This is a genomic window from Candidatus Poriferisocius sp. (genome assembly GCF_965208475.1).
Taxonomy (GTDB): domain Bacteria; phylum Actinomycetota; class Acidimicrobiia; order Acidimicrobiales; family Bin134; genus Poriferisocius.
This window is the reverse complement of sequence record NZ_OZ242338.1, coordinates 1,322,074-1,334,932: the sequence shown is the minus strand read 5'-3', so window position 1 is coordinate 1,334,932 and position 12,859 is coordinate 1,322,074. Positions and strand designations below refer to the sequence as shown.

Below are 12,859 nucleotides of genomic sequence, written 5' to 3'. Positions count from 1 at the left end.
TCGGCTTTTTGGCGCTGGAGCGGCCGGTCATGGTGATTCGAATCCGTGGCTACGAAGGATGCGCTGGCCGTCGGGACCTAGGACAAAGTCCACAAACCCGGCGGCAGCGGCCCGGTCGCTGACCGCGGCCACCGGGTAGTCGTTGAACCTGATCTGGGGACCGAGGGGCACTGAGGCCACTTTGTTGCCGCCGGCGGCCACGTCGGTGGCATAAACCAGCCCCGCGTCAGCCTCGCCGAGCATCACCTTGGTGAGCACGGCCCGCACGCTGGTCTCCTCGGTGTCGGGTTCGGCGTCGACCCCGGCGTCGGCCAGCACCGCCTGGGCGAGGGCCCCACAGGGCACCTCGGGGGCGCACACTGCCAATACCAAGCCGTCGTCTGACAGGTCGGCCAGCTCCGTGACGCTGCCGGGATTGCCGGAGGGCACCACCAGGGCGAGCCCATTTCGGGCGAACGCCACCGGGGGGGCGACGGTGCGCCCCTCGGCCACCACCCGGCTCATGTTGGCGCCGTCGGCCGCGGCGAACACGTCGGCCCGGGCGCCGGCGGTGATCTGGGCGGCCAGCCGGGCGCTGCCCGCGAAGCTGAGTTCCACGTCGATTTGCGGGTTGGCGGCCTCGTACTCGGCGGCCAGATCCTCGAACGCCTCCGACAGCGACGCTGCCGCGTACACGGTCACTGTGGTCTCGCCTCCATCTCCGCATCCTGTCACCAACCAGGCGAGAATCCCGGCCAGCGCGCCGAGAGTCCGCAACGGCATGGCAATCCGCTTCGTCAGGCCGCGGTCTCGGTTTCCAGCTCTGCGGTCACCGACAGTCCCGGTCCCACCGCAGTGAGCAGCTCCTGGCACCGCCCGGCGTCGGCCACGTCGCCGGCCACCAGCCTCAGAATGGCCAGCCGCTCCGCGGTGTCGGTGACGGTGGCGGTGGCGATCGGTATCGACAGGCGCACCTTGGCGTCGCTTTTGATGCGGCGGATCTCCCGCAGGGCGTCGGCGGCCACTGCCGCGGCCTGGGGGTTCACTTCGCCTGCCGCGGCCCGCAGTTCGGCGGCGGCTGGCCAGGCCGAGCGGTGGACCGAGCCTTGCTGCCACCACGACCACACCTCTTCGGTCACATAGGGCAGGAACGGGGCGAACAGCTTGAGGTAGGCGGTGAGGGCGGCTTCCAATGCGCCGCGGGCCGACTCGCCCTCCGGCCCTCCCCGTCCGCCGTAGGCCCGGTTCTTCACTAGCTCCAGGTAGTCGTCGGTGAAAGACCAAAACGATGTCTCGGCCAACTCCAGCGCCCGAGCGTAATCGCCGTTGTCGAATGCAGCGGTGGTGTCGTCCACCAAATCGGCCAAGTGGGCGAGCAGCGCCCGGTCTAGGGTCTCGGTGGGCTGGGCGCGTGTGTCGGGCGCGGCGTCGAACCCCAGCACGAATCGGCTGGCGTTGAGGATCTTCACCGCCAGCCGGCGGCCCACCTTCATCTGGCCCTCCTCGAAGGCGGTGTCGGTGCCGGGCCGCCCCGACGACGCCCAGTAGCGGAGGGCGTCGGCGCCGAACGCCTCCAGGGTGTCCATGGGGGTGACCACGTTGCCCTTGGATTTGGACATCTTCTTGCGGTCGGGGTCGAGCACCCAGCCCGAGATGGCCGCGGTGGACCACGGCAGCCCGCCGTGTTCGAAATGGGCCCGGGTCACGGTGGCGAACAGCCAGGTGCGGATGATCTCGTGGGCCTGGGGACGCAGGTCCATGGGGAAGGTGCGCTCGAACAGGTCGGGGTCGTCCTCCCAGTAGCAGGCGATTTGCGGGCTCAGCGAGGAGGTGGCCCAGGTGTCCATCACGTCGGGGTCGACGGTGAACCCGCCAGGTTGGTCCCGCTGGTCCTCGCTGTATCCGGGGGGTGTGTCGGAGGAGGGGTCTACCGGGAGGCGGGCTTCGTTGGCGGCGATGGGGTGGTCGTAGTCGATCTCGCCGTCGGGGCCGAGCGGATACCAGATGGGGAAGGGCACGCCGAAAAAGCGTTGGCGGCTGATGAGCCAGTCGCCGTTGAGGCCCCCCACCCAGTTCTCGTAGCGGACCCGCATGTGCTCGGGCACCCAGTTGAGCTGGCGGCCCCTATCGATCAGGGCGTCGCGCAGGGCTTGGTCGCGCCCGCCGTTGCGGATGTACCACTGGCGGGACGTGACGATCTCCAGCGGGCGCTGGCCCTTCTCGAAGAACTTCACCGGGTGGGTGATGGGCCGGGGCTCGCCGATGAGCTCGCCCGACTCCTTGAGGAGCTCGACTGTGCGCTGCTGGGCGCCACCGATGGTTCGTCCGGCGATCTCGGCGTAGGGGGTGGGGTCGATCCCTACGGGAGCGTCGGCCACCAGGCGTCCTCCCCGGTCGACGATGGCCCGCACCGGCAGGTTCAGCTCCCGCCACCAGGTCACATCGGTGGTGTCGCCGAAGGTGCATATCATGGCTGCCCCGGTGCCCTTCTCAGGGTCGGCCAGGGTGTGGGCCACCATGGGCACCTCCGCTTTGAACAGCGGGGTGGTGATGGTTTGCCCGAACAACTGCTGGTAGCGCTGGTCGTCGGGGTGGGCCACCACCGCCACGCAGGCGGCCAGCAGCTCGGGGCGGGTGGTGTCGATGGGAAGGTCGGCGCCGTCGGGCAGCCGGAAGGCCAGGCGATGGTAGGCGCCGGGGCGCTCCCGGTCTTCTAGCTCGGCCTGGGCCACCGCAGTGCGGAAGGTAACGTCCCACAGGCTGGGCGCCTCGCTCTGGTAGGCCTCGCCCCGGGCCAGGTTGCGGAGGAAGGCCCGCTGGGAGGCCCGGCGGCTGCGCTCGTCGATGGTGGCGTAGGTGAGCGACCAGTCGATGGAAAGGCCCAGGCGGCGCCACAGCGCCTCGAAGGCCTGCTCGTCGGTGGCGGTGAGCTGCACGCACAGCTCCACGAAGTTGCGCCGAGAGATGGGGAGCTGGTCTTTGCCGGGCTCGTCGGGGGGCTGGAAGTCGGGGTCGTAGGGCAGGGAGGGGTCGCAGCGGACCCCGAAGTAGTTCTGCACCCGGCGCTCGGTGGGCAGGCCGTTGTCGTCCCAGCCCATGGGGTAGTACACCTGCTTGCCCTGCATTCTGTGGTAGCGGGCGAGGGTGTCGGTGTGGGTGTAGCTGAAGATATGGCCCACGTGGAGGGCGCCGCTGACGGTGGGGGGAGGGGTGTCGATTGAGTACACCTGGTTCCGGGTGGCGGTGCGGTCGAATCGGTAGGTTCCGTCGGCCTCCCAGATTTCGTCCCATTTGGCTTCCAAGCCCTCAAGTTTGGGCTTCTCGGGGACGTTGCGGGGGGCGGTCATCGCTTGGTCATGGTACTTGTGTACTCGTTGCGGGTAGCAGTCGTTACGGGGCTGGTTGGGCGTAGTTGTTGGTGTCGTTTCCTCGTACTAGGCGGATGTCAAGGCGGGGGTTGAAGGTGCCGATGGTTTTGGTTTCTCCTTGCCAGATGTCCCCACACCTGCGAGTACGGCGGAACTGCGGGGTTCCCCTCCAGTCCCTATCCTGTGGTGTTGACGTATGGCAACAGCGTTGTATATTGTCAACATGCCGCGGAGCAACTTTGCCCGCCATCTCCGTCGCGAAGTGAGTCGATGCAGGCACGAGTAGGGAAATGAGAGATCGAGATGCCGCTACATGAGTTCACCATGATTGTTGAAGGCCCTGACTTGCAGGACGAAGGCGTGATAGAAGCGCTCTTCGAAGCGGGATGCGACGACGCGCTGGTCGGGCGGACTGACGGCGTCCAGTACCTAGATTTCGGGCGGGTGGCCGATACATTTGAGGAGGCAGTGTTCACCGCCGTTGCCGACGTGGAATCCGTTGACGGGGTCAAGGTCGTCCGACTGGCTGAGATCGGTCTTCTGTCCATGTCCGACATTGCTGCTAGAACTGGACGCACTCGCGAGAGCATCCGGTTGCTCGTCGCTGGCAAGCGGGGTCCGGGTGGATTTCCCCCACCGGTTACCGATCCGAGGAGCAGGTATCGAATGTGGTGGTCCGACGAGGTGCACTGCTGGTTCAGTGAGAGCTTGGGCGAACAGGTCGAGCGTTGGGATAGCCAAGTGATTGCCGCGGTAAATGCCGGTCTGGAGTTTCGGCGCCGCTTGTCGGGGGTTTCGGCACCACACCGGGCCCATTTGAAGAGCCTGGCTGGAGTTTGACATCCACTGGCAGAGCAGAGATGTAGTTGAATCAGTGACGTGGGCATGATCCGGACGCTGCGGTCGGTGGCGCGGTTTCGGCGGTTTGAGCCGAATCGGGCCAGGCGGCGGCTTAGCCGGGCAGCGTCGGTGGCTGATCTTCGGGAACTTGCCCGCAAGCGGCTGCCTGCTGGGGTGTTCGACTACATCGACGGGGCGGCTGAGGACGAGCTGTCTATGGAGCGCAACGCTGCGGCGTTCGATCGATGGGAGTTCATGCCCCGGGTGCTGCGGGACGTTTCTGAGCTGGACACCTCGGTGGAGCTGCTGGGCCGGCGCCATCCGGTGCCATTTGCCCTGTCGCCCACCGGATTCACCCGCATCGTGTGCCCCGACGGGGAGCTGGCCGTGGCCCGGGCCGCGGCCCGCAAGGGCATTGCCTATTCGCTTTCCACTTTGAGCACTCGCTCCATCGAGGAGATCAGAGAGGTGAGCGACGGCCCGCTGTGGTTCCAGCTCTACTTCTGGCGCGATCGGGGCTTGGTGGCCGAATGGCTCCAGCGGGCGGCCGACTGCGACTACGAGGCCCTGCTGGTGGCGGTGGACACGCCAGTGTTCGGCCGCCGAGAGCGCGACGTGCGCCGGGGCTTCACCCTGCCGCCCACCCTGGGGCCCGACACTGTGCTGGACGGGCTGCGCCGCCCGGGCTGGACATGGTCGCTGCTTCGGTCTGAGCCCATCACCTTCGCCAACCTGACCGGGGTACAGGGCTACGACGGCAGCTCGGCTTTGGGTTTGGCCGAGTTCGCCCACAACCAGTTCAACCAGGCGCTCTCGTGGGACGACTTGGACTGGCTGCGGGAGCGCTGGAACGGGAAGCTTGTTCTCAAGGGGGTGCAATCGGTAGGCGATGCCCAAATTGCTGCCGAACAGGGCGTTGACGGGATAATCCTGTCCAACCACGGCGGCCGCCAGCTCGACGGAGCGCCCCCCATCCTGGAGCTGGCGCCCCAGGTGGCCGACGCAGTGGGCGGCACCCTCGACATCATCTGCGACGGCGGCGTCCGCCGGGGCAGCCACATCGCCATGGCCCTCGCCCTCGGCGCTGATGCCGTCATGTTCGGCCGCCCCTACCTCTACGCCCTAGCCGCCGCCGGCGAACCCGCCGTCGACCACCTCCTAGACCAGTTCACCGAGGACCTAACCCGCACCCTCGCCCTCCTCGGCGTCCCCAAAGCAGCCGACCTGACCCCCACCGCCGTCCGTCGGCGGATATGAATGACTCCCAGCATTGAGTGAATTGGTCTGGTCTAGTCTGACCAACACAGGTAGCATCTCTTCATGGTGATCAACGTGTACGAGGCCAAGACCCATCTGTCGAAGCTGCTGGATCGGGTCGCCGAGGGGGAGGAACTCGTGTTGGGCAAGGCCGGCAAGCCCATGGCCCGGTTGGTGCCCTACCGGGAGGCTCGACAACCTCGCAAGCCGGGCCGCCTGGCAGGAAAAATATGGATCGCCCCTGACTTTCGCGAAACTCCTGAGGACATCATTGCTGCTTTCGAAGGTGACTTCGACAATGAGGATTGGGAGTGAACCTCCTCCTCGGCACCCACGTTCTGCTGTGGTGGTCCGATGAGCAGAGGATATCCCCCGAGGCTTTTGAGGCGATCTCCGATGCCGACAACATCGTGTATGTGAGTGCGGCCAGCATCTGGGAAATCAGCATCAAGAGTGCTCGCGGAAAGCTGAAGGTTGATGATTCCATCTTTGATGTAAGGAATGACGATTTCGAACCCCTCCCCATTACCCATGCCGACGCCCGACTGGCCGGCTCTCTGCCCGATCACCACCGGGACCCGTTCGACCGGATGCTTGTCGCCCAAGCGCTGGCCCACGACCTCGTGCTCGTTACCCGAGACCCTGAAATTCAGCTATAAGGAGCCAACACCCTCCCCGCCTGATTCCCATACCAGTATCCGAGAGTTCCGTCCATCGCAGTGCGCCCATTGCCTGAACCCATGGAGTGCCGAAACTGTCACTTCCTTGGGGTAGCTTGCTGGCGTGAGCGATAGGGGCGGCGGGGAGCTGTTCATTGTTGACAACAGTGTGTCGGGGTGGACGGGGCTGCAATACCTCCAGCAGTGGACCGATATCGCCGACTCGTTCGACATCGCCACGGGGTTCTTCGAGATCGGGGCGCTGCTGGCCCTCGACGGCAAATGGCAGCAGCTCGACAAGATCCGCATCCTCATGGGCGACGAGGTATCGCTGAAGACCCGCAATGCCTTCGCCGAGGCGATCAAGCGCCGGGTCGGGCGGCTGGACGACAGCCTGGAAACCGAGAAAGACGACAACCCTTTCCTTGAAGGCGTGGAGGCAGTGGTTGAAGCCTTGAAAGAGGGCAAGATCGAGTGCCGGGTGTACCGGCGGGACAAGTTCCACGCCAAGGCCTACATCACCCACGCCAAGTTTGACGTGGTCGGGGCCCAGGCACTGGTCGGTTCCAGCAACTTCACCCGAGCCGGGCTCACCGAGAACGTCGAGCTGAACATCCAAATCCAGAGCGGCCGGGAAGTCGCCCAGCTCCAAGATTGGTTCGACATCCACTGGGAACTAGCCGAAGGGGTCACCGAGGATGTGCTTCGGACCATTACCCGCCATACCGCCGAGTTCACCCCCTTCGATGTCTACGCCAAGGCCCTCCACGAGTTCTTCCGGGGCCGCGAGCTAACCGCCGGCGATTGGGATGAGTCCCACTCGCGGATGTTCCCCCACCTCGACCAGTACCAGCGGGAGGCCTATTGGTCGCTGATGAAGATCGCCCGCCAATACGGAGGGGCCTTCCTCTGCGACGGCGTGGGCTTGGGCAAGACCTTTGTCGGGCTGATGCTGGTGGAGCGGCTGGTATTGCATGAGAACAAACGAGTCGTGATCTTCGCCCCAAAGGCAGCCAAGGAGGGCGTGTGGGAACCGCACCTGCGCCGGTGGCTTTCGCACATCGGCGGTTTCGGCGGCGGGGCCGATTTCTCCAACCTCACTGTGTTCAGCCACACCGACCTGAGCCGCACCGGTGATTACCCCGAGCGGTTCGAGCGAATCTCGGAGCTGGCCGACGCGGTGGTCATCGATGAGGCTCACCACTTCCGCAACCCCGGTCGCCTTGGCCGCCGCCCCGAAAGCAGCGACGAACCCGATCTCCGCTCCCGCTACTGGCGTCTCTACGACCTGCTGGAAGGCTCGGCACGTCCCAAACAGGTGTTCATGCTCACCGCCACGCCGGTCAACAACCGCCTGGCCGATTTCCGCCACATGGTCGAGCTGTTCACCCGGCGCAACGAGGCCTACTTCGCCCACAGCCTGGGGGTTCACAATCTCACCGGCCACTTCAACGTCATGGAGCGCCACTTGCAGGAATCGCTGGGCGGCGAAGGCGTCGATTTCACCGAGGGCTTCACTCTCGAGGCTCGAGAAGCCCTCGCGGACGATGAGATATTCGGTGCGCTGGTGGTGCAGCGGAGCCGTGCCTACGCGAAAGCCAGCCAGATCCAGGAGAAGGGGGAGTCGTCGGCGTTTCCCGAGCGGAAGTCCCCCAGAGTGGCCGAGTACTCCATTCGGTCTTCCTATGGCGAGGTGCTCGACCTGTTCGAGAAGGCCTTTGAGAAGAAGGATCCGCTCTTCTCCCTGGCCATCTACTACCCGCTGGCCTACTACATCGGGCCCGACGACAGCATCGACCCCTTCGAGGAGAACCGCCAGCGCCAGGTGGTAGGCCTCATCCGCACCTTGTTCCTCAAGCGGTTCGAGAGCTCGGTGTACGCCTTTGAGAAATCGCTCGACCTGCTGTTGCGAAAGCTGCTGGCCTTTGTGGAGGTCCACAGCGAAACCGACTCGGAGAAGAAGCGCTACGACCGCTGGAAGCGCCAACATGCCGCGGTGATCGGCTATCACCCCGAAAGCCAACTCGGGCTGCCGTTCGCAGGCGTAGGCGAAGAGGCAGACGCCGAAGAGGATGTCATCCCCCCCGAGCTGCTTGACGCTGCTGCCGACAGCCGGCTGTCGCGCGATGAATACGATGTCACCGAGATGTTGAGCGAGGTCTTTCTCGACCTCGAACAGATTTCCCAGTTCCTGGAGCTCACTAGCCGGTTCACCCCCGCACAAGACGACAAGCTCAAAAAGCTCACGCGGTTGCTGCGCAGCAAGGACCTGGCTGACCGCAAGGTGCTGGTGTTCACCGAATTCGCCGACACTGCCCGATATGTCGCTCGGCATCTGAGGAGCGAGGGCATCGAAGGCGTGGAGCAGATCGATGGTGCATCGACAGTCAATAGGGCCGAAGTCATCCGCCGGTTCGCCCCCTATTACAACGCCAGCAGCTCGACAGAGTTGGCCGCCTGTGGCGACAGGGAGATCAGGGTGCTGGTGTCCACTGACGTGCTGTCTGAGGGTCTCAACCTCCAAGACGCCAGCCGGCTCGTCAACTACGACATCCACTGGAACCCGGTTCGGCTCATGCAGCGCATAGGCCGTGTCGACCGGCGCATGGCACCCGAAGTCGAAGCCCGGCTTGTCGCCGATCACCCGGGGTTGGAGGGCGAGCGACACCAAGTGCTGTTCTGGAATTTCCTCCCCCCCGACGACCTCAAGAATATGCTCAGCCTGTACGAGAAGGTCACCCGCAAGACCTTGCTGATCTCCAAGACCCTGGGCATCGAGGGTCGCAAGCTCCTCACCCCCGAAGACGACTATGAAGCACTGCGGGAATTCAACGCCTCCTACGAGGGCGCCCGCACCGCGGTCGAGGATATGCACTTGGAGTACCAGGCCTTGATCAAAGAGCACCCCGACTTGGCCGAGCGGCTCGACGGGTTCCCCGGCTCGGTGTTCTCCGGTCGCCAGAAGCTCAGCAAGGGCGCCCGCGGGGTGTTCTTCTGCTACGGACTGCCCGCGCTCGACACCGAACAGCAGGCCTTCACCCTGGAGGCCGGCCCAACTCGGTGGTACCTCTGGGACCTCGACCAGGAGAAGGTCTTGGAGTCGCCCGGCGAGATCACCGGGTGCATCCGCTCCAAGCCCAACACCCCTCGCCGCTGCACCACCGACCGCCCGATCTTGACCGAGGTCCGCAAGCTGGTGCTCGGCCATGTCCGCGACACCTATCTGAAACAGGTGAACGCCCCCCTCGATGCTCCCAGGCCCAAGCTGATGTGCTGGATGGAGCTGAACTGATGCCCACCGAACTCCAACGCCGAATCGACGTGCTACGGGGCATTCGCACCTTCGCCCAAGTGTCGGTGTATCTGCGAGACGAGCTGGGCTGGCCCCTAGAGGGGGCCGACTTGGAGGACGAGAGCCTCGACGACCTCACTTACGACTGGGACCCCGCCGAGCTGGGCGTCCCCGCCGACAAGCTCCGCGACGTCGTGAGACTCCAGCAGATGCGCCCGCTCACCGCCGACCAGCCCTGGGGTGTGTTCCTGGTGCAGTTCGACGGGCCGCGCCTGCCCATCACTCAGCTTCGGCGGCTGCTCCAGGCGCTGGTCACCCGCCAGCGCCGCGTGGGCAACGGCACCCGCCCGTCATGGGCGCTAGACGATTTGCTCTTCATCGTGTTCACCGGAAGCGACCCCGCGGTCGAGATGCACTTCGTCGCCTTCTTCGACGACGGTGACCGCCTCCCCAAAGTCCGGTCTCTGGCCTGGCGGCCGGCCCAGTCGCCCCACCCGCACTTGACCCGTTTGGCCGAGGAGCTGATGCCATCGCTCGTGTGGCCAACTGAGACAAATGATGCCGACCAGTGGCGCCACGACTGGCGGGATGCCTTCAAGTTGATGCCTGGCCAGGCCATCGGCGACGCCGCCCGCCTGGCCGATCGCATGGCCCGCACAGCCGCCGACCTCCGGGATCAAATCCAAGATGCGTTGGCTCGCGAGCAGTCCCACGAGCGAGCCCACCAGCAGATCGGCCCGTTCACCACCTTGATGAATGAAGTGCGTGCCCAGCTTGTGTCCGATGTGGACGGCCCCAAGTTCGCCGACATGTGCGCCCAGACCCTGGTGTACGGCACGCTCACCAGCCGGATCACCGACCCCGAGGGTTTCGGCTCGTCGCCCATCTTCTCAGCCGTCCCGCTGGCCAACCCGTTTTTGGCCGCTTTTTTCGAGCAGGTCCACGACGAGGCCGCTGCCCTCGACATGGCCGGCAGCGGGATCAACCAGCTTGTGGCCGACCTGCGCGACACCAACGTGGAGTCGATTCTCGACCAGTTCGGGGCCACCGCTAAGGGCGGCGACCCTGTCATCCACTTCTACGAGGAGTTCCTCAAGAAGTACGACCCCAAGATGCGAGCCGACGCTGGAGCCTTTTACACGCCCCAGCCGGTCGTGGACTTCATCGTGCGAGCCACTGATGAAGTGCTGCGCTCCCGCTTCGGTTTGCCGATGGGCATTGCCGATCCCGCCTCTTGGCGGGAGGTAGCCGACCGCAATGGCTTTGACGTGCCCGACGGCCTAGACCCCGACCGCCCGTTCGTGTCGATGGTCGATCCCGCCACCGGTACTGGCACATTCCTGGTGGCCTGGCTCCGCCAAGCCAAGCGGTCGTTCCTGGGAGCGGGTGGTGCCTCCGACGATTGGCCGCGGCATCTGCGCGACCATGTCTTGCCCCAGATGCACGCCTTCGAGTTGATGCTGGGTCCCTACGCCATCGCCCACCTCAAAGTCGCTCTGGAGTTGCACAGCGAAGGCGTGGACGACGGCGAACCCAAGGTGCTGCTCACCGACGCCCTCGACCACACCCCCCGCCAAGGCCAGCTCCAAACTATGAGCAACCCCGTGGCCGAGGAAGGTGAGCGCGCCGCGGAACTGAAGGAATACGAACGCTTCTCTGTTGTGCTCGGCAACCCGCCCTATGACCGCGAAGAGAGGGAGGTCGGAGCGGTCGGCAAGCGCAAAGGGGGTGTGGTCCGCCACGGGGTGCCCGGGATCGACCCGCTGCTCAACGAGGTGACCAGGCCTATGAAAGACGCCGGGTTGGGCATACACCTCAAGAACGTCTACAACGATTACGTCTACTTCTGGTGCTGGGCCGCCTGGCAGGCCACCCGGCTACCCGAAGGCCCCGGCGTGGTTGCCTTCATCACTGCATCTTCATACCTCGACGGCGTGTCCATGGGTGGCGTCCGCCACCTGCTCCGACAGGCCTTCGACGAGCTGTGGATCGTCGACCTCGGCGGCGAGGGCCGCGGCGCTCAGACGGAAGAGAACGTCTTCGACATTCAAACCCCTGTTGCCATCGCTGTCGGTGTTCGCACTGGTTCGGAGCGCTCGGGCGACTGCGCGGTGCGCAGCCACCGCGTCGCTGGCACCCGCGAACAGAAGCTGACGGGGTTGGGAGCGCTGTCTTTGGCCGATGTGACCGAGCAGATCACCGGTACCGGCCTGGACGACTTCATCCCCCGAAGCGACGCTGCGTACTACGACTGGCCGCAGGTGACCGACTTGTTCCCGTGGATTCACTCGGGTTGCCAGCTGAAACGAACATGGCCCATCGCTGAAACAAAGTCTCTTTTGGAGCGCCGATGGCGAGAACTGGTTTCCGCAGTTCCACGGCACCGGGGGGAGATGGCCAAGGAGACGGGATTTCGCCACATCGGGAGCACTCCGAAATCCCTGCTCACCCCCTACAAGGCTCTGCCGTCATTGAGTTCTTTGGACAGAGGGGATGATCCAGAAGACATCATGCAGTACGCCTACCGGAGCTTTGATCGCCAGTGGGTAATTGCTGACCATCGACTTGCTGACAGGGCCAGACCCGAGCTCTGGCGTGTCCGCGGCCCTCACCAGGTATTCCTCACAACCTTGACCTCCACCAAGCTCGGCCGCGGCCCCGCTCTAACCGTGACCCCCTACGTCCCCGACCTTCACCACTTCAGTGGTCGCGGTGCCAAGAATGTCATACCCCTCTACCGCGACAGCAGCGGCCAAGTAGTCAACATCACCGAAAGCCTGCTCGAAGCCCTGAGCCAGCAGCTCGGCATTCTGGTCACTTCCGAGGACTTGCTGGTCTACGCCTACGCCCTCGGCGGCACCGCTGCCTTCAGCGAGCACTTCGCCAACGAGTTGGCCGAGGGTGCCGGCCCCATCCACCTCCCCATCACCACCGATGCCGACCTGTTCCAGCAAGCAGCGTATTTGGGTCGCGACCTGCTTTGGCACCACACCTGGGGCGAGCGCTTCGCCCCACCCGGCCAATCCCGTCTCCCTGCTGGCCCCGCCCAAGAGATCGCCCCTGTGGAGGCCATGCCCGAGCAGTTCGCCTACGCCATCGACACTCAGTATCTCATCGTCGGCACGGGAGTCTTCGGCCCCGTCAGTCCTGAGGTATGGGAGTTCGAAGTCTCCGGCTTGCGAGTCCTCCGCTCCTGGCTGGGCTACCGCATGAAGAACCGTAAAGGCCGCAAGTCCAGTCCCCTCGACAACGTCCGTCCAACCCACTGGACCCAATCCGACGAACTCCTCCGCCTCCTCGCCGTCCTCGACCACACCGTCCAAGTCACCCCCACCGCCGCCAAACTCCTCGAAGACATCCTCGCCTCCCCCCTTATTCCCGCCACCACCCTCCCCACCCCAACCCCCGCCCAGAGAAAACCGCCAAAACACTGATGGTGGGACGAGCCATAGGGCTTCCCAATG

At 64.9% G+C, this 12,859-nt stretch carries 8 protein-coding genes; 6 read left to right on the top strand and 2 right to left on the bottom strand.

Annotated elements, in window-relative coordinates; genetic code table 11:
• Nucleotides 1-27 precede the first annotated feature (27 nt).
• Nucleotides 28-762 carry a molybdate ABC transporter substrate-binding protein gene (gene modA, locus ACOGXA_RS06260; RefSeq protein ID WP_419926416.1) on the bottom strand — a complete coding sequence of 245 codons (735 nt, stop codon included), beginning with the start codon at nucleotides 760-762 and terminating at the stop codon, nucleotides 28-30.
• Nucleotides 763-776: 14 nt separating this feature from the next.
• Entirely contained in the window at nucleotides 777-3,326 is a 2,550-nt protein-coding gene (gene valS / locus ACOGXA_RS06255; protein WP_419926415.1) for a valine--tRNA ligase, read from the bottom strand.
• A 345-nt stretch (nucleotides 3,327-3,671) separates the two neighbouring features.
• On the opposite strand from valS, the gene ACOGXA_RS06250 reads away from it, so the two are divergent.
• The 6 genes from ACOGXA_RS06250 (at nucleotide 3,672) to ACOGXA_RS06225 (ending at nucleotide 12,829) form a co-directional block, all read left to right on the top strand.
• On the top strand, nucleotides 3,672-4,187 hold the full coding sequence (locus ACOGXA_RS06250; RefSeq protein ID WP_419926414.1) for a hypothetical protein: 516 nt from the start codon (nucleotides 3,672-3,674) through the stop codon (nucleotides 4,185-4,187).
• A 45-nt stretch (nucleotides 4,188-4,232) separates the two neighbouring features.
• A complete protein-coding gene (locus tag ACOGXA_RS06245) occupies nucleotides 4,233-5,444 on the top strand; it encodes an alpha-hydroxy acid oxidase (RefSeq protein ID WP_419927053.1) in 1,212 nt (403 codons plus the stop codon).
• A 63-nt stretch (nucleotides 5,445-5,507) separates the two neighbouring features.
• Nucleotides 5,508-5,759: a type II toxin-antitoxin system Phd/YefM family antitoxin gene (locus tag ACOGXA_RS06240; RefSeq protein ID WP_419926413.1), complete on the top strand. Its 252-nt coding sequence runs from the start codon at nucleotides 5,508-5,510 to the stop codon at nucleotides 5,757-5,759.
• Entirely contained in the window at nucleotides 5,756-6,103 is a 348-nt protein-coding gene (locus ACOGXA_RS06235; protein WP_419926412.1) for a type II toxin-antitoxin system VapC family toxin, read from the top strand. Before ACOGXA_RS06240 ends, ACOGXA_RS06235 begins: the two co-directional genes overlap by 4 nt.
• Nucleotides 6,104-6,227: 124 nt before the next feature.
• Nucleotides 6,228-9,395, top strand: coding sequence for a helicase-related protein (locus tag ACOGXA_RS06230; RefSeq protein WP_419926411.1), 3,168 nt, complete (start codon nucleotides 6,228-6,230; stop codon nucleotides 9,393-9,395).
• Entirely contained in the window at nucleotides 9,395-12,829 is a 3,435-nt protein-coding gene (locus tag ACOGXA_RS06225) for a type ISP restriction/modification enzyme (protein WP_419926410.1), read from the top strand. Before ACOGXA_RS06230 ends, ACOGXA_RS06225 begins: the two co-directional genes overlap by 1 nt.
• The last annotated feature ends 30 nt before the right edge of the window (nucleotides 12,830-12,859 follow it).